This is a genomic window from Sphingomonas alba (assembly GCF_023516555.1).
GTDB classification, from domain to species: domain Bacteria; phylum Pseudomonadota; class Alphaproteobacteria; order Sphingomonadales; family Sphingomonadaceae; genus Sphingomicrobium; species Sphingomicrobium album.
In genome coordinates this window covers 22,455-43,401 of the sequence record NZ_JAMGBD010000001.1, presented here as the reverse complement: position 1 = coordinate 43,401, position 20,947 = coordinate 22,455, and the positions used below count along the sequence as shown (strand labels likewise).

Below are 20,947 nucleotides of genomic sequence, written 5' to 3'. Positions count from 1 at the left end.
CATGGCCAAGCCAACGCGCACCCGCGTCATCGCCTTTTCAAATGACGCCATCGCCGAGGCGGCTCGGCTGGTGCTGGCGGGCGAACCGGTCGCTGTGCCGACCGAGACAGTCTATGGCCTCGCCGCCGATGCGACCAACCCGGAAGCGGTCGCGCGCATTTACGAAGCCAAGGGCCGGCCGAGCTTCAATCCATTGATCGTGCACGTGCCGGACGTTGCCGCCGCCGAGCAACTCGGAGATTTCAATGAAGCTGCGCGAGCACTGGCGAAGGCATATTGGCCGGGGCCGCTGACCCTGGTCGTCCCTCTCAAGCGCGAGGCGCAAATTGCGTCGCTTGTTACCGCTGGATTGCCGACGATTGCATTGCGGGTGCCGGCCCATCCAGCCATGCAAGCGCTCCTGAAGGCCGTTGGAAAACCGCTTGCGGCGCCCTCGGCAAATGCCAGCGGGCGGATCAGCCCGACCAAGGCAGAGCACGTGCTCGCAAGCCTGGATAGTCGCATTCCACTGATCATCGATGGCGGATCGGCCGAGCGGGGAATTGAATCGACCATCGTGGCAGCGACCGGGGGACCCCTGCGCTTGCTGCGGCGAGGACCTGTGCAAATTAACGCTCCGGAAGCGTCAGGGGCGATTGAGGCGCCGGGCATGATGGCCAGCCATTACGCGCCCTCGAAGCCGCTGCGCCTTGACGCGACCAGCGGCGAAGCCGGCGAATTCCTCATCGGCTTTGGACAGGTCGCGGGAGACGCCACCCTCAGTGCATCAAGCAGCCTGGTCGAAGCCGCTGCGCGACTCTTCGACCTGCTCCATCAGGCCGACGCCGCCTCGCAGCCGCGGATTGCGGTCGCACCGATTCCGGGAGACGGGCTCGCCGCCGCGATCCGCGACCGGCTTAAGAGGGCTGCGGCGCCGCGCTCTTAGTCCTGGACAGGAAGCTTTTCCTCAGCTTCTGCAGCTTCGGCGGGATGACCGCGAGGCAATAGGGATTGCTCTGCCCTTCGCCGGCCCAATAATCCTGATGATAATCCTCGGCGGGATACCATTCAGCTTTCGGCTCGATTGTTGTCACGATCGGCTGGTCGAGCCCTTCCTGGTTGCGAGTGATTGCGGCCCGCGCCTCGGCTTCCTGCCCCTCATCCTGTGGGAAGATCGCGGAACGGTATTGCGTGCCGATGTCGTTGCCCTGCCGATTGAGCTGGGTCGGGTCGTGGGTCGCGAAAAAGATGTCGAGCAGGTCCGCGTAGGACAATTGGTCGGGATCGAAAGTCACGCGGATCGCTTCGGCGTGGCCGGTATCTCCGCCGCAAACCTGCTTGTAGGTCGGATTGACGGTGGAGCCGCCTGTATAGCCGCTTTCGACCTTCTTCACTCCGACGAGGTCGAGGAACACCGCTTCAGTGCACCAGAAACATCCGCCCGCGAGAACCGCGACTTGGTCGGCCATGTCCATCTCCTTTGCCTTGGGCCGGAGATAGGAACGGCGATGTCTGTTGAAAAGGCTCGCCCGATTAGCGCTTGTAGGCGGCCTTAAGCGTCGCGAGCTCCAGGCGCTTGCCCACCCACTCGGCCAGTTCCTCGAAGGTCAGCGGGTCGTCGAATACGATACCCGCCTTGCGTTCATTGAACCAACGAACCTCGCCCTTGATAGGACGCAGGCTCTCGACAACAACAACGACTTGCTTGCCCAGGCAATATTCCTCGATCGGCTCGATCTTCATTCCGCCAAGCGAGATGTCATGGACATCGCAATTGTAGTAGGTTTTGCCGACCCGGACATTGGCCTTGCACTGCACGTCCAGGCGCGGCGGGCGGGCGCGGAAACCGTGGCGCGGCTTGCGACCGGCCAGCATTTCGCCAAGGTCGATATCGGCATCGAATTTGAATCCCGCAGTGGTGTCGCGCGTCCAGATAACGGTCGACGGAATCTTCTGGGAGTTGAACTCGATTTCGACCTTGTCGCCGACTGAAACTTCGCGGCCAACCTCGCACATCATACCGCCCGCCGAGACATTGCGGGCACGCATCAGCTGGTCGCCCCTGTCGCTGCTGAGCTTGACGATGCAGAGCGTCGGTAGAACTCGATCGTCGCCCCGCCGCTCCAATGGCCGCGGTACGGTAGTCGACAGCGAGAATGTCGTGGAATCGAACGCCGGGTCGCCCTGGTCGAGCGTCATTCCCGGTTTACGCCTGATCAGCGAGCCGAACATCCCTCATCCCCAGTCGAGACCAAACACATCAAGCGCTTAGCCCTAGTATAAATTGGGTTAAGAAGGCGTTTCCAACCTACGCTGCGACGATCAGGGCGAGAAGGCCCTGCAGACCTGGTCAACAGTGGTTTCCACCCACTGCTGGTCGATTGGCTGGCCAATGATGAGCAAGCGGAAATAGAGGGGTCCGTCGGCGGCGGCGAACAATTCATCAAGACTGACTTCCGGGCGCAGTTCTCCCCGCTCAATTGCCGCCCGTATGAATGGCTCCTGCTGCTGCTTCCGAAACTCCCAGAAGCCGCCCGCGGCGGGCCGTGAAGCGGGATCAAGCCGGGCGACGGCGCCTGCCGCGAGCATCGCCATGCCGAGCGGTGAGCTTAGGGTGTGGGCGACGCGGGAGAGATGGCAGATCAAGTCGCCTCGGAAGCTCCCGGTAGGCTCGAACGACAGGTCATTGGTGTAGGCCGCCGCAAAGGCGTCGCTCATCATCGCCCAGCGGGTTGGATAGCGGCGGTACAATGTCGAGCGCTCGATGTTCGCCCGGCGCGCAACGTTCTGAAATGTGCATTTCTCCTCACCGCCGGAGATGATCAATTCCAGCACCGCATCGTGGATGCGCCGAGTGATATCGGCGGTGCGTCCCCCTGGTCGCGAGCGGGCCGCGGCTCCATCGGAGTTGAAAACAGGTTCAATTCGGCTTGACGCCATGCCGCCAATCCCCTAATGCAACATTTGTAGCCTTAACATCGGCAACGTGTCATGTCGACCCTTCCCCTTTGGAGTCGGCACTGGAATCGATCCGTCTGGTCCCTGCCGGCGGATCGATTCCTTTTTGCGTTCAAGGGGCAGGCCCCTGTTGCGTCCCGGGCCTGAACTAACCTTGGTTACAAGGACAGGGTAAAATGGGGCGAATTGCAGGATTTTTAAGGTTTCGGGCGTTTGACCTGAGCTCGGAAAAGTGCGCAGGGTCAATGCCGGGCGCACTGAACGGGAGAGCAGGCGCGATGGTGCGGCCACGGCTGCTGTTGATTGACGACGAGCCCGCGCTCGCGACCTTTGTCGCGGACGCCGCGGCGATGAGCGGGTTCGACCCTGTCGTCACCGACAACGACAGCTTGTTCCGTGACGAATTCCACAGCCAAGCGCCGGCGATGGTCGCGCTGGACCTGGGCATGCCCGGCATGGACGGAGTCGAACTGCTGCGCTTCCTGTCGGCGGAATCATTCGATGGGCCGGTCCTGATCATCAGCGGGTTTGATCGCCGCGTGCTGGAGAGCGCTTTCCGGCTCGGTGAGGCGCTTGGTCTCAAGATGGTAGGGCCGCTGGAGAAGCCGGCACGCCTCGACGCGCTCGAGTCCATTCTCCGCGAGCACCGACCGGCGCCGACACCATGATCGGCGCGGCTGACCTTGGCCTCCTCGACGGCTTCGAGCGGGCTCTGATCAACAATCGCCTGCATATGGTCTACCAGCCCAAGGTGGCGCTGGCCGACGGCAGCCTGCAGCGCGTCGAGGCCCTCGTACGCTGGGACGACCCAGTGTTCGGCGCCGTGGCGCCTTCGCGCTTCGTTCCCCTCGCTGAGCGCCATGGGCTGATCGACCCGCTGACCCAATGGGGCCTCAGGACGACGCTTCGCCAATGGTTGAAGTGGCGCGAGAAGGGCCGCGATACGCATATCGCGTTCAACATCTCCGCATTGTCGCTGCAGCACCTCGATTTCCCCGACCTGGTCGAACGCATGTGCCGCGCATTGGCTGTGCCGCCCGACCGCCTGGTGCTGGAATTGACCGAAGGCGCGACGCAGCCGCTCGTTAAGTTGATGGACACGCTGACCCGTTTCCGCATCAAGGGCATCGGCCTCGCGCTCGACGACTTCGGTACCGGCTTTTCTTCGCTAATGCAGCTTCGCCAACTGCCGTTCACCGAAGTCAAAATCGACCGATTCTTCGTGCGCGACATGACGACGTCGAACGACTCCCTGCTTATTGTGAAAGCTACGATCGACCTCGCTCACGGGCTTGGCATGACGGCAACGGCCGAAGGCATCGAGACCGAAGCCCAGGCGATGCTGCTGCGCGAAATCGGCTGCGACGTCGGCCAGGGCTATTGGATCGCCCAGCCTTTGGAGCCCGAAAAGCTCGGTGTCTGGGAAAAGGAATTCGCCAAACGCTGGACCAAGGCGACCGGCGAGCGAAAGGCCGGCAAGCCGCCTCCGCGGCAGGCCTTGAACTAATCAGCCAACATCGAAGCGAAGGGGTCAAATGTCGGAGTGTCCCCCAGACACTTCGAATTTGACCCCCTGCGCCAATGGCAGGTCGCTGCCATAATTGATCGTGTTGGTGCTGCGCCGCATGTAGGCGCGCCAGCTATCGGATCCGCTCTCGCGCCCTCCCCCGGTTTCCTTCTCGCCGCCAAAGGCACCGCCGATCTCGGCGCCCGAAGGACCGATGTTGACGTTGGCGATGCCGCAGTCGGACCCCGTTGAAGACAGGAAAAGCTCGGCCTCCCTGAGGTCGTTCGTGAAGATTGACGAGGACAGACCTTGGACGACCGAATTATTCAGAGCGAGCGCCTCACCCAGCTCGCGATAGCGAAGGACATAGAGGATCGGCGCAAACGTCTCCTGGAGGACGACGCCTTCCTGTGCGTCTACCTCGACAATCGCCGGGCGGACATAGACGCCGCCATGGACTGCCTCGACAAGCTCAGCTTTGCCCTGAAGGGCGCGCTGCATGCCTTCGAGCGCGGCCTCATCGATCAGCGGACCGACGAGGGTACCGGCATCGCGCGGATCCCCAATCCTAATCTGGTCAAATAGGCCGCGAAGGCGCGCGACCAACTCGTCGGCCACGCTTTCGTGAACAATCAATCGCCGAAGCGATGTGCAGCGCTGGCCCGCCGTTCCGGCCGCCGAGAACAGGATTGCTCTCTCAGCGAGCTTTAAGTCAGCCGATGGCGCGACGATCATCGCATTGTTGCCACCAAGCTCCAGCAGCGAGCGCCCGAACCGGCGGGCGACACGCGGACCGACTTCCCGGCCCATCGCCGTCGATCCCGTCGCGCTGACGAGCGCAACGCGAGAATCGTCGACCAGCGCTTCGCCAACATCGCGATGGCCGTGAACGACCTGCAACAGGCCGTCAGGGGCGTCGCCGAACTTCGACAGCGCTTTTCGCGCGATCGCCATGACTGCTTCGGCGGTCAGTGGCGTCTTCTCGCTCGGCTTCCAGATCACAGGGTCGCCACAGACCAATGCGAGGCATGCATTCCAGGCCCAGACCGCGACCGGGAAGTTGAAGGCGGTGATGACGCAGACGACGCCGAGCGGATGCCACTGTTCGATCATGCGGTGGTTCGGCCGCTCGCTGGCAATGGTCAGGCCATAGAGCTGCCGGGAGAGTCCGACCGCGAAATCGCAGATGTCGATCATCTCCTGGACCTCGCCGAGGCCTTCGGAGGTGATCTTGCCTGCCTCCAGCGTCACGAGCCGTGCCAGCGGCTCCTTTGCCGCTCGCAATTCCTCGCCAATGAGGCGAACGAGCTCGCCGCGGCGGGGTGCCGGCACTTTGCGCCACTGCAGGAAGGCTTCATGGCCCTTGGCACAAGCGACAGCGACGTCTTCGATGGCGGCGGGGCCAACCGAACCAATAGCCTGTCCGTCGATCGGTGACCGGCTTTCGAGCGGGCCCGACGTGCTAACGCCTAGCGTCGTGAGAATTTGCCGGGCTTCCTCCGCGGGGCTCATCGCGCCAGCTCCCGCGCCTTGGCGAGTGCGGCGACACCGGCCTCAACCGTTTCATCCCTTTTGGCAAAGCAAAGGCGGATCATGTGCGTCGGCGGATTCTGCTCGGCGAACGCCGACAGGGGCACGACAGCGACACCGGCCTGTTCGACCGCCAATCTGGCGAAGCTCTCATCGTCGAGGCCGATCCCCGACGCCTCAAGATCGACGCACAGAAAATAGCTGGCGGCGCTGTCGAGTACTACATACCCTGCCGAGCGCAGGCCCTCCGTCATACGGTCGCGAGCGCGTGCAAAACGCTCGCGCATCGGGGCGATCCAGGCATCGCCGTCGTTGAGGCCGAATGCGACCGCCGCCTGCAAGTTCGGCGCACTGGCGAAGGTCAGAAACTGATGCGCGCGCGCAGCAAGCGTCGCCATCTCCGGCGCCGCAACGGTCCAGCCGATCTTCCAACCGGTCAGCGAGAAAATCTTGCCGGCTGAGCCGCATTTTATGACCCGGTCGGCCATGTCCGGAAGCGACGCAAGCGGGGCGAAGCGCTGCCCGTCGAGCAGGATATGTTCCCAGACTTCATCGCTGATGACGACCAAATCATGCTCGCGCGCGACGGAGGCGACGGATTCCAGCTCGTCTGCATCGAATAACCGGCCGGTCGGATTGTGCGGGTTGTTGAAGATGATGGCCCGTGTCTGGGGGCCGACGGCAGCGGCCAACCTGTCGCGATCGATTTTCCATTCGGGCGGCTGCAGCGCAACCTCTCGGACACTGGCCCCTGCGCGCCTGATCAACGGCGCATAGGCATCGTAGGCGGGCGTGAAAATGATCGCTTCATCGCCGGGCGAGAGTGCTGCAAGGATCGCGGCGGCCAGCGCCTCAGTTGCACCCGACGTCACGCAGACATGCTCGGCTTTTAGATCAAGGCCGTGATGGCGATTGTAATGCGCGGCAACCGCCTCACGTAGCACCGGCAGGCCGCGCGATGGCGCATATTGGTTTGAGCCTTCGGTAACCGCCTTTGCCGCCGCCTCGAGGATCTCGTCGGGCCAGCCGAAGTCGGGAAAGCCCTGCCCCAGGTTCACCGCATTGTGGCGCGCGGCCGCCAAACTCATGCGTTCGAAGACGCTGGTTTCCATCTGCTCGTACAGCGGGTTCAAGCAAGCACTCCTCGGGACCTGAGGCCGGCAATTTCGGCCGATCCATAGCCGAGTTCCGCCAGGATGCTATCGCCATCGGCGCCTTCCCGGCGTGGCGCTTCAGGCGGATCGCATTCGGTACGCGAATAGCGCGGCGCCGGTCCCGGCTGCAGGACTCCGCCGACATCGAGAAATGTGCCCCGAGCCCGATTGTGCAGGTGCGCCGGTGCCTCGCTCAGGGACAAGACCGGCGCGACGCAGGCATCCCTGCCGGCAAACTGGGACACCCACTGATCGCGGGTTTTTCGGGCGACTGCCTTGGTGACGTTGATCTTGGTTACTTCGGTGACACCCAGGCCCTCGGCGAGCGCATCACGGAACTGGGGCTCGATTGCACCCAGAGCCAAATATTTGCCGTCGGCACATTTGTAGCAGCCGTAGAACGGGTCGCCGCCATCCAACAGGTTCGCCTCGCGATCGTCGCTCCACATGCCCGCCGCGCGCATTCCGTAAGTCAAAGCGCCGACCAGGGCTGCGCCATCGGTCATTGCCGCGTCGATCACCTGCCCCTCCCCGCCCCGCTGCACCGCCAGGAGCGCCGATACCATCGCAAAGGCGAGCATCATGCCGCCGCCAGCGAAGTCGGCCAGGTAGTTGGATGGCGCCAACGGCCCTGCCTTGGGCCCGATGCCTGAAAGCAGGCCAGTAATGGCAAGATAGTTGATGTCGTGACCGGCCTCGGAGGCAAGCGGCCCCTCCTGCCCCCAGCCGGTCACCCTGCCGTAAACGAGCTTGGGATTGTCCAGAAGTAGCGTGTCGGGCGCAAGGTCGAGCCGTTCCATCACTCCGGGCCGATAGCCTTCGATGAGTCCGTCCGCTCGCTTCGCCAACTGGCGAACGATTGCTGCGCCCTCTTCGGTTCGAAGGTCCAGTGCGATGCTCCGCCGAGACCTGGTCAGCGGGTCGTTGGGGACCGCCAGGTTGCCCGGCCGTTCCACCCTGATCACTTCGGCGCCATGGTCGGCAAGCATCATCGCCGCAAATGGTCCCGGCCCAATTCCGGCCATTTCGACGATATTAAACCCTGCAAGCGGTCCCGCCATGCGGCTGTGATGCCCTTCAACCTGTCAGATGAGCAAGCTTTGGCTGGGGCGGCAGGATTCGAACCTGCGAATGCCGGTACCAAAAACCGGTGCCTTACCACTTGGCGACGCCCCAGCAGGCGTCGGCGCTCACATAGGCGCGCCGGGAGAGCGGCGGCTTATAGCGCCCGCGCGGCTCGTGAAAAGGGGTGGAGGTCGACCAAGTCCTGCTCGTCGATCAGATCGGTGGCGGGAACCGGACGGCCGAATAGATAGCCCTGTAGCTGGTCGCAGCCGAGCGCCCGCATGACGGCCGCCTCGCGCTCGTTCTCGACGCCCTCTGCGGTGGTCTCGACACTCAGTCCGCGAGCAAGGGCAAGGATAGCGCGGACGATGGCGCTGCAGTCGCGCTCGCCCTCTGCGGCGCCGTGGACGAAACTGCGGTCGATCTTGATCTTCGAGAAATGGGCGCGGCTCAAATAACCGAAGGACGAATATCCCTTGCCGAAATCGTCCAGCACGAGGCGCACCCCGATGGCGCGCAGCCGCTCGAGCGCGGCCAATGTGCTGACATCGTCGCCGATGAAGATGCTCTCCGTCACTTCAAGCTCAAGCCGGCCGGGCGCCAAGCCGGTCGACGCGAGCGCGCCGAGCACCGTCTCGGCGATGCCAGGCCCGGAAAGTTGGGCTGCGGAAACGTTGACCGCGACCCGCATCTCACCGGGCCAGTGAATGGCCTCGGAACAGGCTTCACGAATGACCCAGTCGCCGATCTGGTGGATCAGGCCCGCGTCCTCGATGATCGGGACGAACTGATCGGGCGGGATTGGCCCGCGTACCGGATGGCTCCAGCGCAGCAGGGCCTCGCGGCCGACCAGCTTCCCCGTCCGAGAGTCGATGATCGGCTGGTAATGCAACGCCAGCCCATCGCTCGACAATGCATTGCGAACGTCGTTTTCGAGGCTCCGATAATCCTCGGCATCGACATACATCTGCTGCTCGAAAAAGGCATAGCCGCCTCTGCCCGCTTCCTTGCCGCTGTAGAGGGCGAGGTCGGCGCAGCGGATTAGGACCTCTTCTCGATTGCCGTCTCGCGGCGCCCGGGAGATGCCGATGGTCGCGCCGACGTGGAGATCAGCGGCACCAATGGTGACCGTGCGAGTGAGCTCGGCGATGACTCTTTCGGCGAGGCGGCCAAGCGTCTCCTCATCGCCTTCGCCGCGCCAAACGATGGCGAACTCGTCGCCGCCGAGGCGGCCGACGACACCGTCGTGACCCGCACAATTCTCAAGTCGCCGCGCGACCTCACAGAGGAGTTGGTCGCCGACTGAATGACCAAGCGTGTCGTTGACCAGCTTGAACCGGTCGAGGTCCACGAGCAGCAACGCGCAGTCGCAATCGCCGCCGAGCTGGCGCAACAGCACCTCTTCCAGCTGCTCACGAAGGAGCAGGCGGTTGGCGACGCCGGTCAGCGGATCCAGTCGTGCCGCACGGACGGAATCGCTGCCGCTCAGGCGGGTGTCGGTGATGTCCGATCCGACGCCTCGCCACCCTTGGAAGCGCCCTTCCGCATCGATCAAAGGCTTGGCGGAGATCGACCACCAGCGACGGCCGTGGTCGATTGGAATGGCGATATCGCGGAAGGCGGTGCGCTCGGCGGCATGGTGCATCAGCCGGCGCATGCCAGTGGACAGCTGCACGGCATTGCCATCGGGATCGAGGATGAAACGGGCGTGGATGCCAATGAGCTTGGACAATGGCTTGCCGATCGCTTCGGCCATAGCGCGCGACATGTATGTAAGCTTCAGATTTTCGTCGAGCTGCCACAACCAGTCAGAACCGCTCGCTTCGAACTCGCGAAGCAGCCCAATCAACGCGCTCTGTTCCTGGAGCTCGAACTGGGTACGGACATGGCCGACGAACCGCCGGGCACTGACGATTGCCGCGAAAGTCACCGCGAACGCGAAAATCAGCATGAGGCCTGTGGGTACCAAGCCGGCGGACTGCGACGTCATCACGACGCCGCCCAGCGTCAGAATGGCAAGGTAGACGAGACATGCCTGCGGCACGGTCGCCAGGCTGACGCCGGCCGCGCTCATCAACCCGATCAGGAGCACGCCGAGCATCATCCTGTGCTCGGTATCCGCGTGCCTGTACCAGAACAGCGGAGGGATCAGCCACATCGTCCCAAGCAGGGAGACGATAGTCATGATGACCTTGAGGTTTGGCGGCTTTCTCATCGCGTAATCGCGGTCGCGGCGGAGCCGAATTGCGCGATAGCCGCGAGACGAGCACAGAGCCAGCGCACCGCCGAACCAGGTTTGCAGCCAGATGTCGGCAACCATGCCGCGCAGCGACCAGGCAACCAGCCCGGCAGCCACCAGTTGCGCGGCGACAGTGACCGGAACCATCCTGACGAGCGCATCAAGCTGGGCGGAGCGAACCGCCCGACCGACAACGTCGGTCGGCTCCCGAAGAGTCAGGAGGTCGCGCAGGCTGTCGTTCGTGGGAATGCTTCCAGCCTCGCCCTCGCGCGGACGAAACGCCTGGAAAATCTCAACTCCGATCACCCGCTAACGCTCCGCGCCGCTGCCCCAGACCTTTTGCCATTAAGGACTAAAAGCAAACTAAATGTGAAGGAAATTCTCAGTCGTTCGGCAGGCGGCCATAGACCAAGTCGTCATAATCCTTGACGAGCTGGCGAGTCAGGTCCCCGACCTTGAAATCCCACGGTCCGATCGAGCCGACCGGAGTGACCTCCGCGGCAGTGCCGGTAAGGAAGCACTGTTCGAACGATTCGAGCTCATCCGGCCAGATTTCGCGCTCCTGGACCTCGACTCCGCGATTGCGCGCAAGGTCCATGACCGTGCGGCGGGTAATGCCATCGAGGAAGCAGTCCGGAACCGGCGTGTGCACGGCGTTGTCACGGACGAAGAAGATGTTGGCGCCCGTGGCTTCGGCAACCCGTCCGCGCCAATCGAACATCAGCGCATCGTCGTAACCGCTAGTCTCGGCATGCTTTTTCGACATCATGCAGATCATATAGAGGCCGGCCGCCTTGGACTCGGTCGGCGCCGTATAGGGGGCCGGACGCCGCCAGGGCGCGATGGTTAGGCGAATGCCCTGCTCGGCCTTTTCCGGCGGATAGTATTTGCCCCATTCCCAGGCGGCTATGGCGAGGTGCGGCTTGGCGCCCGTCGGCGACACGCCCATCTTTTCGGAGCCCAGCCAAGCGACTGGGCGCATATACGCGTCGGTCATGCCATTAGCGGACAGGACTTCCTTGCAGGCTGCGTCGATCTCCGCGGTGCTCCAGGGCAATTCGAAACCGAGGAGCGCCGCGCTGCGGCGCAGGCGCTCGCTATGCTCGGTCAGCTTGAAGATCGTGCCGTTATAGGCGCGCTGGCCTTCGAAAACGGACGACGCATAATGCAGGCCGTGCGTCAGGACATGGACGTTGGCCTCACGCCACGGCACCAGCTTGCCGTCGAACCAAATCCATCCGTCGCGGTCGTCGTAAGTCGTCGGCTCGGCCATTTGTTCTTAATCCTCTCAGGCTCGGCGCCTAGGGCTTGCGGGCCTCTGCGGCAAGTTCCGCTCCGCGCCTTGCGGCAGCCGCAATCGTTTCAGCGACGAGACGATCCAGTGCGCCATCCGCATCGAGCACGGCGAGGCCGGCTTCGGTAGTGCCTTTCGGGCTCGCTACGCGACGGGCCAGCTCGTCCAGCGTTTCTGCTCGCCGCTCCGCCATAATGGCAGTGCCCAGGACAGTCTGGAGGGCAATTTGGCCGGCAACGTCCGGCGCCAGCCCGCGTCCCTCGCCGGCCTTCGCCAAGGCGGCAATGAAACGCGCGACGTAGGCGGGGCCCGCACCAGCAACTGACCCTACAGCTGCGAGTTCGGCCTCGGTTTCGCACCAGATCGCGCTGCCCAGCAGGCCGAACAGGAATTGCAGCCTCTGGCGATGGTCGGGCAGGTCATCGGCACTGTAGAGAGCAGTAACCCCCTTTCGGTCCTCGACCGCGAGGTTCGGCATGATCCGGACCACTGCCTGGACGTTCGGGAACAGTTTGCGCAGGGTCTCGGCTTCGACCCCGGCAAGCATCGATACGAGGATTGTCTCTTCCGACAATCTCGGCGCAAGCTCCGGCGCAATTTCGGAAAGCTTCTGCGGCTTGAATCCGAGCACGCAGCGCAGCGGCGGCGGGCCGTCGGGAAGCTCGGTGATGGTCGTGACGCCGTCGACTTGCTTGCCGCTCGGCCGGATCGCAATTGCATTGGAGAAATCAACGTCAGCGGAACGCCAACCGGCTATCAGTGCGCCGGCCATATTGCCGCAGCCGACAAACCAGATTGGCGGAAGCGGGATCGGCAATCAGGCCTCCCCGGCCGTCTCGATCAGTGCCGCAGAGATGGCCTCGCCGGGCGACTTGCCGCCCCACAGGACGAACTGGAAAACAGGGTAGAAGCGCTCGCATTCCTCCAGCGCGGCTTCGGCAATTGCCTCGGCCTGCTCGAAGCTCAGGCTGTCGGCCTCCCCGACCATTGCAGCGTGGCGGAAAACGATCAGGCCCGAACCGGACCACATCTCGAAATGGCCCAACCAGAGCTGTTCGTTGATGAGGCCCAGCGCCTCATAAATTGCAGCGCGCTTCTCGGTCGCGACCTTGATGTCCGGAAATGCGAGGAATTGGAGAACCTGGTCCTCGTTCCGCCATACCCCGCGCAACTCATACTGCGCCCAGCTGCCGCTCGCGGAAGCGACGATCTCGCCCTCTCCGGTCCGCTCGCACGCCCAGCCGCGCGCCTCGAAATATTGTTCGAGCACCTCGATCGGCAAGCCGTCGTCGCGCTCGTCGGTTTCGACGTCGTCGGCCAGCTTAAGCGCCCTTGGCCTTGGGAGCCGCCTTAGGCTTGGCCGGTGCCTTGCCTTCGAGCGCAGCCACGCGGGCCTTCAGCGCCTCGTTTTCGTCACGGGCTGCAGCCGCCATCGCCTTCACCGCCTCAAACTCGTCACGGCTGACGAAATCCATGCCGCCGACCCATTCGCGCATTTTTTCGCGCGCCGAGGATTCTGCTTCGCGGCCCATGCCGGCGACCGTCCCGGCAACGCCGTTCATCATGCGAACAAAGTCGTCGAACATCTTGTTTTCGGACTGCATTTCTTAACCTCCGAACAGGCCCAGGTTCATTGCGTCTGCACCCGGGTTGAGGCGGCCGATCTCGAAGTTGAGCGCGGTCGCCAGGCACAACCAAGCCAGATAGGGAACCAGCAGCCATCCCGCCAGTGGTTCGATGCGTGCGAAGTGCCATGCCGACAGGGCGACAAGGATGAACAGAACGATGATGGTCAACAGCCCGATGTCGATCATGTGCCAGCCAAAGAAGATCGGCGACCAGGCAAGATTGACCAGGAGCTGGGCATGGAAGAGCCGCAGCGCGTTACGGCGCAGGCGAGACGGCCAGGCCAGCCACACGAACGCGAAAGCGAGCCCCATCAATGTATAGAGTGTCGTCCAGGCGACCCCGAAGACCCAGCCGGGCGGCATGAAGGACGGCTTCTGCAAGCCGGAGAACCAGCCGTTCGAATAGCCGCTGTTCGACAGATAGCCGGACAGGCTGCCGAGGGCGACGATGACCAGAGCCGCCGGAATGGCAAACCGCCAGTAGCTTTCTGTTCTGGCCTCTTGCACGCTCACAACTCCTTAATCGCGCCGAGCAGGAACTCCCTGTTCCCTTCCGGCCCGGTGATCGGACTCTCGGTCAGCCCGAGAACGCGCCATCCCTGCGAAGCGACCCATTCGGCGGCTTCGTCGCAGACACGGCGGTGAACGGCCTCGTCCCGGATCACGCCGCCCTTTCCCACTTCCTCGCGCCCCGCCTCGAATTGGGGCTTCACCAATGCGACCAGTTTCGCCCCTTGCCTGGCAAGCCCGAGCGCCGCTGGAAGCACCTTCGCCAGGCTGATGAAGCTGGCGTCGCAGACGACGATGTCAACCGGCTCAGGGACGATTTCGGCTGCGAGGTTGCGAGCGTTCGTCTGCTCGTGGACGATGACTCGTGGGTCCTGCCGAAGCTTCCAGGCCAGCTGGTTGGTGCCGACATCGACGGCGTAAACCTTGGTCGCGCCGCGGCTGAGCAGCACGTCGGTGAACCCGCCCGTCGAGGAGCCGACGTCGAGCGCCACCGCGCCGGTTACGTTGAAGCCGAAGTGGGTCAGTCCATGATCGAGCTTGAGTCCGCCGCGCGACACCCATGGATGATCCTTGCCTCGCACCTCCAGCGCAGCATCCTCGGCAAGCATGTCGCCGGCCTTGGTGATCTTTTTCTCGCCGCTGAACACCGTCCCCGCCATGATCAAAGCCTGGGCCCGCGTCCGGCTATCCGCCAGCCCGCGGGCGACGAGCATCTGGTCTGCGCGGGATTTGCTCATTTTTGGAGTTGCCGCTGTTGACCCAACCAAAGTCCGTATTCTTGGAGCGTGGGATCAGCCGGAAGAATTACTGGCTCTTTGCGGTTCGTTTCTGCCCACCCCTGTCGCCTCCAAAAGCTCGCGGTGATGTCTTCAAGGTCTTCTGGGTCGATCCGCATTGTGGATTCCCAACGATCGGACGGATCTGGTCTCAGCGGCTTGATGTAGTAACGAACGGCCTCGCCCCAGATGAACCTCGCAGTTTCTCCGCAAATACCAGCCGCAATCATTTGTGAAATGAAGTCGGACTCGCTGAGTGGCTCGCGATGCGCAGCCATGCGCCGCTGAGGCCGGCGCTCTTGAACGTTCCAAGCGATTGTTAAGACGACGAGTGCCGCCAAAACGATACCTACAGCGACCCAGCCGCTCAGGCGCGCACCTCTTCGACGCCGGCGCTGTTGACGCGCAGGGCCTTGAGCGCCGTTTCGACGATGCCGGCGGCATCGAGGCCTGCCTCCGCATATTGCTTCTCGGGCTTGTCATGCTCCTGGAAACGATCAGGCAGGCGCATAGTGCGGATCTTAAGGCCGCCGTCGGTGAGGCCCTCGTCGCTGGCCAGCGTCAGGACATGGGCGCCCAAGCCGCCGACCGCCGCCTCCTCGATCGTGATCGCGACTTCGTGCGTCGTCAGCAGCCTGCGGATGAGTGCATCGTCCAGCGGCTTGGCAAAGCGTAGGTCGGCGACGCTCGTCGACAGTCCCTTGGCGTCAAGCTGGTCTGCGGCCTTCTTGGCTTCCTCCAGCCGCGTTCCGAGCGACAGGATCGCGACTTGTCTGCCTTCCCGGATCATCCGGCCCTTGCCGATCTCCAGAACCTGCGGATTTTCCGGAAGCGGTACCCCCACCCCCTCGCCGCGCGGATAGCGAACGGCCGTCGGCCCGCTGTCGTGCACCGCCATGGTGTGGACCATGTGGCAAAGCTCGGCCTCATCGGCGGCCGCCATCACCACGAAATTCGGCAAGGTGCAGAGGTAAGCCAGGTCGAAGGAGCCTGCGTGCGTCGATCCGTCGGCTCCGACCAGCCCGGCGCGGTCCATCGCAAAGCGGACCGGCAAATTCTGGATCGCGACGTCGTGGACGACTTGGTCGTAGGCGCGCTGCAGGAATGTCGAATAAATCGTCGCGAACGGCCGGTAGCCTTGAGCGGCCAGTCCGGCGGCGAAGGTCACGGCATGCTGTTCGGCGATTCCGACATCGAAAGTCCGGTCGGGAAAGGCCTCCCCAACCTTGTCCAGGCCAGTGCCCGACGGCATCGCGGCCGTGATGGCGACTATCCTTTCGTCGCGCTCCATCTCGGCTGTCAGAGCTTTGGCAAAGACAGCGGTGTAAGTCGGCGGGCCGCCACCTGGACCCTTGTCCTGCTTGCCGGAAACGACGTCGAACTTGACGACGCCGTGATACTTGTCGGCCGCGTTCTCGGCCGGCGCGTAACCCTTGCCCTTCTTGGTGACGACGTGGACGAGCATCGGGCCCTCGGCGGCGTCGCGGACATTCTCCAAGACCTCGACCAGCGCCTCGACATTGTGGCCGTCGATCGGGCCGACATAGTAGAAACCGAGCTCCTCGAAGAGCGTGCCGCCGGTCATCCAGCCGCGGGTATATTCCTCGGCTTTCCGAGCCGCCGCATGGAGCGGTTCCGGCATCGCGCGGGCGAGCTTCTGCGCCAGGCGGCGCGGCGTCAGATATTTGCTGGAGCTCACCAGCCGCGCGAGACTGTTGCGGAGCGACCCGACCGGCGGCGCGATCGACATGTCATTGTCGTTCAAGATGACGATCAGCCGGTTGCCCGCCGCCTCGGCATTGTTCATCGCCTCATAGGCCATGCCGGCGCTAAGCGCGCCGTCGCCGATGACGGCGATCGCCCTGCCGGACTCGCCCGCCAGCTTGTTGGCGATCGCAAAGCCGAGCGCCGCGGAGATGCTGGTCGAGCTGTGGGCAGCGCCGAACGGGTCATATTCGCTCTCGCTGCGGCGGGTGAAGCCGCTGAGGCCGCCTCCCTGCCGCAAGGTGCGAATGCGGTCGCGGCGGCCCGTGACGATCTTGTGCGGATAGGCCTGGTGGCCGACATCCCAGATCAATTTGTCTTTGGGGGTGTCGAACACGTAATGGACCGCCACGGTCAGCTCGACGACGCCGAGGCCTGAGCCCAGATGCCCTCCCGATTGCGACACGGCCGAGATCATCTCGGCACGAAGCTCGTCGGCTAGCTGCGGCAGCTGGGACTTGTCGAGTGCGCGGATGTCCGCGGGATACTTAACGCTGTCGAGCAGCGGTGTTTCAGGACGGTCTGACATCGCCGCGGGCCTTAACGCCAAGAGGCGGCCAAGTCATCAATCTGCAACCTTATCAAGGACGTTTTCAGCAATTCCTCAGGAAATGCTCAGTCCCCTCGCTGCAATCAGCCCTTCGATGGCGGCGCACGATGCATGGAAACGCTCGTCCCAGTTACCAGAAATCTCGACGATATTGGACTGCGCGATCCGAAGCACATCACGTGCAACGCGATCAAAGCGGGCCCGCGTTTCGGGTTCGCCATAGATCCGGGTTCCATCGTCGATGAATGGTGCGTCGGTACCGAGGACCAGATACAGGTCGGCCTTGCGATGACAGATGAGCTGATCGGGCATGTAGCCGATCATCATCTGCGACCAGGCGGCCGTCATCAGCGCGTCCGTATCCGCGATCAGCAGACGGTTGCACCACGGCCGTGCGGCTTCAATCATGGCCTGCTGGGCTTCACCGATCAGCAAAAGGTCGAGCTCTCGGCAATCCGTACCGTGGGTTTCGCAATGCGTACGCCCATATTCAGGTACAACGAGTGTTCGATAATGCTGCGCCAACCGCTCGGCGAGCATGGATTTGCCGACACTTTCCACGCCGTGAAGGCAAATCGTCATTGCATAATGACTGCGGACCGGCCCTGGCAGGAAATCCCAATGCTTCCACGGATCAGCGCGAATCTTTTCTCCCGACAGGCCGCCCAGCGCCGACTGGTCGGCCTCGAGCACCCGGGCGCCAAGCGGCACGAAAAAGGCATGGAATTCGCGCGCCAGGTCCGCCCCATAAGCTTCTCCACCGAAGAAATAGTCGATCCGCTTGGGATGCGTCTCGGTAATGAGACCGCGCCAAATCTTCCAGAAGTCGGGGCTGTCCGAGCTATGGCGCGGCAGTTCCTCATTGTGCCAGGCAATGGTGCAGGTGGGGAAAAGCTGCCGCAACCATTGCACACGTTCCTCGCCCGGAATCGTGTCCCCGGGGGTCGAGCAGACCAGGATCGTCAGCTCGTCGACCAACGCACGGGCCGCCTGGATCAGCGTGACGTGGCCTGCGTGGGGCGGCAGGAACTTGCCGAGGATGAAGCCGCGCTTCATGCCTTCGCCTTCTGGGCCCACTCGCGCAGGCCAACAACCGCGAGGACGAAGAACAAAGCGTAGAGGCCGGATGTGACGTTGAGGCCGCGCCAAAGATAGAGGCCGACCGCGAAGGCATCGACGGTGATCCACAAGACCCAGCTTTCGACCCGCCGGAGCGACTGCAGGATCTGGGCGGCGACGCTCAGACCGGCGACGGTTGCGTCAGCGAAAGGTGCGGCAGCATCCGTGTACCTTGCCATCACCGCGCCCCAGGCGATCGCGAAGATCATGGTGACGACAAGCCAGCGTATCCGCTGTGGCCACCGCATCCACTCGACGGCCACGCCATGGTCGACCTGGGGCGACTTCAACCAGGCCCACCAGCCGTAAAACTGGATCAACAGGAAGAAAATTTGCAGGAGCGCGTCTGAGTAGAGCTTCGCGTCCCAGAAAACGAAGAAGTAGAGCGCCACCATGGCGATGCCGAACGGGTAATTCCAGATCGATCGGCGGACGACCAATATGATGTTGATGACGCCAAGCAGCGCCGCCGCGATTTCGATGCCCCCCATCAGATCAAGCTACGCAGACAAGCCAGGCATTGCCTAGGAACAGTCCCCGCACTTGCCGCGAACCTCGATCACCGGGCGCGTGGCGGCGAAACCGGCATTGGCTGCGGCTTCGCGGACGCCGCCAGACAATTTGTCGTCGTCGAGGTGCGTCGTCTGACCGCAACTGTCACAGATCAGGAAGATGCAGTCGTGCAGGCAGCCCGGATGCTGATTGGCGACATAAGCATTGGCGCTCTCGACCCGCATTGCGAGGTTGGACGATACGAACAGGTCGAGGATGCGGTAAACACTATTGGCGGCGACGCGTCGGCCCTGCCTTTTCGATACCTCTTCGGCAATGTCATAGGCGGACGCCGGCTTCTCAAAATTGGCCAAGGCATCGAACACCGCCTGGCGCATATCCGTCCATTGCTCGCCGCGCCCCTGCAGGCGCGCCTTCGCGGCACTGCGGAGCGACTCGCCTTCATGAAGATGATGATCGTGACGGGCCACGGGAATCAGATAGGCCGTGTGAGCTTCCGCAACAAGTTTACTCGGCGGCGATGGCGTTCAGCCTGTGGCCCAGAGCAAGAATGCCGACACCAATCACGGTATAGAGCGCCTCGCCGCCACCTTCAGGAAATGTCAGCGCCCCAGCCATCACGCCAAGGCCGAGGCCGCCGATGGCGCTCGGCATTGCGAAACCATGCTCCACAATCCCGCGAACAAGGGCAATCGCGCCCAAGATCATGGCGAGGCCAAGCCCCACCTCATGAAAAATGGGCTCGCCGAGGATCCCGCCGGCGGCGCTGACCAGCGCCAGAAGGACAGCGGTCGCTAGGCAGTGCACCAGGCACAGGCCGGAAAGGCCCATGGCAATCCGGTCGAGCCGGCCGGTCGAGACGCGCATCACATTCATCGGGTAGCGATGAGATAGCGTAACATGATTGAAGTTACAACATCACATCAGCGGTATTTTGCCCCGCCTTGGCACATGGCGTTCCCGCCTCCATAGGCGCGCCATGGATTCGACCTCTCCCGCCCGCCCGATGGCACTATCCCGCTGGCTGCTCATTATTGCCGGCCTCGTCTTCTGCATGGTCGTCGTCGGCGGCATTACCCGGCTGACGGAGAGCGGCCTGTCGATCACGGAATGGAAACCGATCAGCGGCGCCATCCCGCCCCTGACGCAAGCCGACTGGCAGCACGCCTTCGACCTCTACCGGCAGACGCCTGAGTTTCGGGAAATCAACGGCCCGGCGGGAATGACCCTTGCCGGATTCAAATTCATCTTTTTTTGGGAATGGGTGCATCGCCTTCTCGGCCGCATCATCGGCCTTGCCGTATTCCTTCCACTGGTCTGGTTCGCGTGGAAACGGGCGATCCCCAAGGGCTATGGCACCCGCTTGGTCGCCATCTTCCTGCTTGGTGGCGCTCAGGGTGCTCTCGGCTGGTACATGGTTGTTTCCGGTCTTTCGGTTCGAACTGACGTCAGTCACCTGCGACTATCAGCGCATTTGCTTCTGGCCCTGTTCCTTTTCGCGGCGCTGATCTGGACCGCGTTCGACTTCCGCCGGCTGGCCGTAGCGGGCGAGCGCCCTGCCAGGCTCACGGGCGCGGCCGTCTGGACACTCATCATCGTCTTTATCCAGCTGATGCTCGGCGCTTGGGTGGCAGGCCTTAACGCCGGTTACATCGCCAGCGACTGGCCGACCATGCAGGGCAAGCTCTATCCCGACGGCGTCGACTGGTCGCAGGGCGTGCTGCATGCCCTGACCTACGACCCCTATCTCATCCATTTCATGCATCGCTGGTGGGCCTGGGTCGTGGTCGCAGCGCTGGTGATCTTCGCCCGGCAGGTGAAACCGCGCGACCGCAAGGCTTCGATCGCGATCCAAAGCGCCTTCGGCACGCAAATCATCCTCGGCATCGCCACGGTCATGAGCGGCGTTAACATTGTCCTCGCGGTGCTCCACCAGGCCGTCGGCGCGCTGGTTCTCGCCTCGACCACCTGGGGCTCGCATGTGGTAGGACGGCGGAAATGACCGCCGTCACCCTCTACGCCGTCTTCGCTGACATGGCCGAAGCTCAGAGGATCGGCCGGCAGATGGTCGAGGAACAGCTCGCCGCCTGCGTCAACATCCTCCAGCCCTGCCGGTCCATTTACCGCTGGGAAGGCGCCATCGAGACCGCGAGCGAGGTACCGGCGCTCTTCAAGACTACACTGGAAGTCGCCGATCGGATTATCGAGCGGATCACCGAACTGCACAGCTACGCCAATCCCGCACTCGTCATCTGGCCGATCACAAAATTGCCCTTCGCTTTTGCCGACTGGGTCGAGGAAAATGTGTCCGGGTAATATTTTACCCGTCGAGAAACGCCCGCTTTTGCTTGACTTTTTTGC

At 63.1% G+C, this 20,947-nt stretch carries 23 protein-coding genes and 1 tRNA gene; 5 read left to right on the top strand and 19 right to left on the bottom strand.

Annotated features, from left to right (window positions below; all coding sequences use genetic code 11):
* The first annotated feature begins 1 nt into the window (after position 1).
* Positions 2-925 carry an L-threonylcarbamoyladenylate synthase gene (locus LZ536_RS00250; RefSeq protein WP_249846314.1) on the top strand — a complete coding sequence of 308 codons (924 nt, stop codon included), beginning with the start codon at positions 2-4 and terminating at the stop codon, positions 923-925.
* Here the strand turns inward: LZ536_RS00250 and msrA are convergent.
* The 3 genes from msrA to LZ536_RS00235 form a co-directional block, all read right to left on the bottom strand.
* Positions 897-1,448: a peptide-methionine (S)-S-oxide reductase MsrA gene (gene msrA / locus LZ536_RS00245; protein ID WP_249846313.1), complete on the bottom strand. Its 552-nt coding sequence runs from the start codon at positions 1,446-1,448 to the stop codon at positions 897-899. The two genes, LZ536_RS00250 and msrA, sit on opposite strands and share 29 nt — an antisense overlap.
* 64 nt (positions 1,449-1,512) lie before the next feature.
* Positions 1,513-2,211 carry a PilZ domain-containing protein gene (locus LZ536_RS00240; RefSeq protein WP_249846312.1) on the bottom strand — a complete coding sequence of 233 codons (699 nt, stop codon included), beginning with the start codon at positions 2,209-2,211 and terminating at the stop codon, positions 1,513-1,515.
* A gap of 90 nt (positions 2,212-2,301) precedes the next feature.
* The gene (locus LZ536_RS00235) at positions 2,302-2,919 is read right to left on the bottom strand and encodes a TetR-like C-terminal domain-containing protein (protein ID WP_249846311.1); all 618 of its coding nucleotides are present in this window, start codon (positions 2,917-2,919) and stop codon (positions 2,302-2,304) included.
* A gap of 263 nt (positions 2,920-3,182) precedes the next feature.
* Between LZ536_RS00235 and LZ536_RS00230 the strand changes: the two genes are divergently transcribed.
* Both LZ536_RS00230 and LZ536_RS00225 read left to right on the top strand, forming a co-directional pair.
* The gene (locus LZ536_RS00230; protein WP_249846310.1) at positions 3,183-3,605 is read left to right on the top strand and encodes a response regulator; all 423 of its coding nucleotides are present in this window, start codon (positions 3,183-3,185) and stop codon (positions 3,603-3,605) included.
* Entirely contained in the window at positions 3,602-4,444 is an 843-nt protein-coding gene (locus tag LZ536_RS00225) for an EAL domain-containing protein (protein WP_249846309.1), read from the top strand. Before LZ536_RS00230 ends, LZ536_RS00225 begins: the two co-directional genes overlap by 4 nt.
* Before the next feature lie 24 nt (positions 4,445-4,468).
* Here LZ536_RS00225 and amaB read toward each other — a convergent pair whose 3' ends face one another.
* From amaB to LZ536_RS00145, 16 genes are all read right to left on the bottom strand, one after another.
* Positions 4,469-5,956: an L-piperidine-6-carboxylate dehydrogenase gene (gene amaB / locus LZ536_RS00220; RefSeq protein ID WP_249846308.1), complete on the bottom strand. Its 1,488-nt coding sequence runs from the start codon at positions 5,954-5,956 to the stop codon at positions 4,469-4,471.
* On the bottom strand, positions 5,953-7,107 hold the full coding sequence (locus tag LZ536_RS00215) for an aminotransferase (protein WP_249846307.1): 1,155 nt from the start codon (positions 7,105-7,107) through the stop codon (positions 5,953-5,955). Before LZ536_RS00215 ends, amaB begins: the two co-directional genes overlap by 4 nt.
* The gene (locus LZ536_RS00210; protein WP_249846306.1) at positions 7,104-8,189 is read right to left on the bottom strand and encodes a CaiB/BaiF CoA transferase family protein; all 1,086 of its coding nucleotides are present in this window, start codon (positions 8,187-8,189) and stop codon (positions 7,104-7,106) included. The genes LZ536_RS00215 and LZ536_RS00210 overlap by 4 nt, the downstream gene beginning before the upstream one ends.
* Before the next feature lie 40 nt (positions 8,190-8,229).
* Positions 8,230-8,304, bottom strand: a tRNA-Gln gene (locus tag LZ536_RS00205).
* A 43-nt stretch (positions 8,305-8,347) separates the two neighbouring features.
* Complete coding sequence (locus LZ536_RS00200; RefSeq protein ID WP_249846305.1) at positions 8,348-10,738, bottom strand: putative bifunctional diguanylate cyclase/phosphodiesterase; 2,391 nt, start codon at positions 10,736-10,738, stop codon at positions 8,348-8,350.
* Between the two features lie 76 nt (positions 10,739-10,814).
* A complete protein-coding gene (locus LZ536_RS00195; RefSeq protein WP_249846304.1) occupies positions 10,815-11,705 on the bottom strand; it encodes a branched-chain amino acid aminotransferase in 891 nt (296 codons plus the stop codon).
* Positions 11,706-11,733: 28 nt separating this feature from the next.
* Entirely contained in the window at positions 11,734-12,543 is an 810-nt protein-coding gene (locus tag LZ536_RS00190; protein ID WP_249846303.1) for a pyrroline-5-carboxylate reductase family protein, read from the bottom strand.
* A complete protein-coding gene (locus LZ536_RS00185; RefSeq protein WP_431357904.1) occupies positions 12,544-13,008 on the bottom strand; it encodes a type III secretion system chaperone family protein in 465 nt (154 codons plus the stop codon).
* 40 nt (positions 13,009-13,048) lie between these two features.
* Entirely contained in the window at positions 13,049-13,330 is a 282-nt protein-coding gene (locus LZ536_RS00180; RefSeq protein ID WP_249846302.1) for an accessory factor UbiK family protein, read from the bottom strand.
* Between the two features lie 3 nt (positions 13,331-13,333).
* A complete protein-coding gene (locus tag LZ536_RS00175; RefSeq protein WP_249846301.1) occupies positions 13,334-13,861 on the bottom strand; it encodes a TspO/MBR family protein in 528 nt (175 codons plus the stop codon).
* Positions 13,862-13,863: 2 nt separating this feature from the next.
* Positions 13,864-14,601, bottom strand: coding sequence for a TlyA family RNA methyltransferase (locus tag LZ536_RS00170; RefSeq protein ID WP_249846300.1), 738 nt, complete (start codon positions 14,599-14,601; stop codon positions 13,864-13,866).
* A gap of 406 nt (positions 14,602-15,007) precedes the next feature.
* On the bottom strand, positions 15,008-16,933 hold the full coding sequence (gene dxs, locus LZ536_RS00165) for a 1-deoxy-D-xylulose-5-phosphate synthase (RefSeq protein WP_249846299.1): 1,926 nt from the start codon (positions 16,931-16,933) through the stop codon (positions 15,008-15,010).
* A 75-nt stretch (positions 16,934-17,008) separates the two neighbouring features.
* Positions 17,009-18,010 (bottom strand): AAA family ATPase, encoded by a 1,002-nt coding sequence (locus LZ536_RS00160; protein WP_249846298.1) that lies wholly within the window; start codon positions 18,008-18,010, stop codon positions 17,009-17,011.
* Positions 18,007-18,564 (bottom strand): nicotinamide riboside transporter PnuC, encoded by a 558-nt coding sequence (gene pnuC, locus LZ536_RS00155; protein WP_249846297.1) that lies wholly within the window; start codon positions 18,562-18,564, stop codon positions 18,007-18,009. The genes LZ536_RS00160 and pnuC overlap by 4 nt, the downstream gene beginning before the upstream one ends.
* Before the next feature lie 33 nt (positions 18,565-18,597).
* Positions 18,598-19,056 carry a Fur family transcriptional regulator gene (locus LZ536_RS00150; RefSeq protein ID WP_249846296.1) on the bottom strand — a complete coding sequence of 153 codons (459 nt, stop codon included), beginning with the start codon at positions 19,054-19,056 and terminating at the stop codon, positions 18,598-18,600.
* 37 nt (positions 19,057-19,093) lie between these two features.
* A complete protein-coding gene (locus LZ536_RS00145; RefSeq protein ID WP_249846295.1) occupies positions 19,094-19,453 on the bottom strand; it encodes a MerC domain-containing protein in 360 nt (119 codons plus the stop codon).
* Positions 19,454-19,565: 112 nt separating this feature from the next.
* Here LZ536_RS00145 and LZ536_RS00140 point away from each other — a divergent pair, with 112 nt between their 5' ends.
* The gene (locus tag LZ536_RS00140; RefSeq protein WP_249846294.1) at positions 19,566-20,588 is read left to right on the top strand and encodes a COX15/CtaA family protein; all 1,023 of its coding nucleotides are present in this window, start codon (positions 19,566-19,568) and stop codon (positions 20,586-20,588) included.
* Positions 20,585-20,902, top strand: coding sequence for a divalent-cation tolerance protein CutA (cutA, locus tag LZ536_RS00135; protein ID WP_249846293.1), 318 nt, complete (start codon positions 20,585-20,587; stop codon positions 20,900-20,902). The genes LZ536_RS00140 and cutA overlap by 4 nt, the downstream gene beginning before the upstream one ends.
* Positions 20,903-20,947: the final 45 nt, after the last annotated feature.

What these genes read in the sequence shown, in the direction of transcription:
- LZ536_RS00140 (WP_249846294.1), top strand. Translation starts at nt 19,566, where the DNA reads ATGGATTCGACCTCTCCCGCCCGCCCGATGGCACTATCCCGCTGGCTG.
- LZ536_RS00210 (WP_249846306.1), bottom strand. Translation starts at nt 8,189, where the DNA reads ATGGCGGGACCGCTTGCAGGGTTTAATATCGTCGAAATGGCCGGAATT.
- dxs (WP_249846299.1), bottom strand. Translation starts at nt 16,933, where the DNA reads ATGTCAGACCGTCCTGAAACACCGCTGCTCGACAGCGTTAAGTATCCC.
- LZ536_RS00170 (WP_249846300.1), bottom strand. Translation starts at nt 14,601, where the DNA reads ATGAGCAAATCCCGCGCAGACCAGATGCTCGTCGCCCGCGGGCTGGCG.
- LZ536_RS00145 (WP_249846295.1), bottom strand. Translation starts at nt 19,453, where the DNA reads ATGCGCGTCTCGACCGGCCGGCTCGACCGGATTGCCATGGGCCTTTCC.
- msrA (WP_249846313.1), bottom strand. Translation starts at nt 1,448, where the DNA reads ATGGCCGACCAAGTCGCGGTTCTCGCGGGCGGATGTTTCTGGTGCACT.
- LZ536_RS00235 (WP_249846311.1), bottom strand. Translation starts at nt 2,919, where the DNA reads ATGGCGTCAAGCCGAATTGAACCTGTTTTCAACTCCGATGGAGCCGCG.
- LZ536_RS00195 (WP_249846304.1), bottom strand. Translation starts at nt 11,705, where the DNA reads ATGGCCGAGCCGACGACTTACGACGACCGCGACGGATGGATTTGGTTC.
- LZ536_RS00160 (WP_249846298.1), bottom strand. Translation starts at nt 18,010, where the DNA reads ATGAAGCGCGGCTTCATCCTCGGCAAGTTCCTGCCGCCCCACGCAGGC.
- LZ536_RS00225 (WP_249846309.1), top strand. Translation starts at nt 3,602, where the DNA reads ATGATCGGCGCGGCTGACCTTGGCCTCCTCGACGGCTTCGAGCGGGCT.
- amaB (WP_249846308.1), bottom strand. Translation starts at nt 5,956, where the DNA reads ATGAGCCCCGCGGAGGAAGCCCGGCAAATTCTCACGACGCTAGGCGTT.
- LZ536_RS00230 (WP_249846310.1), top strand. Translation starts at nt 3,183, where the DNA reads ATGCCGGGCGCACTGAACGGGAGAGCAGGCGCGATGGTGCGGCCACGG.
- LZ536_RS00250 (WP_249846314.1), top strand. Translation starts at nt 2, where the DNA reads ATGGCCAAGCCAACGCGCACCCGCGTCATCGCCTTTTCAAATGACGCC.
- LZ536_RS00180 (WP_249846302.1), bottom strand. Translation starts at nt 13,330, where the DNA reads ATGCAGTCCGAAAACAAGATGTTCGACGACTTTGTTCGCATGATGAAC.
- cutA (WP_249846293.1), top strand. Translation starts at nt 20,585, where the DNA reads ATGACCGCCGTCACCCTCTACGCCGTCTTCGCTGACATGGCCGAAGCT.
- LZ536_RS00240 (WP_249846312.1), bottom strand. Translation starts at nt 2,211, where the DNA reads ATGTTCGGCTCGCTGATCAGGCGTAAACCGGGAATGACGCTCGACCAG.
- pnuC (WP_249846297.1), bottom strand. Translation starts at nt 18,564, where the DNA reads ATGGGGGGCATCGAAATCGCGGCGGCGCTGCTTGGCGTCATCAACATC.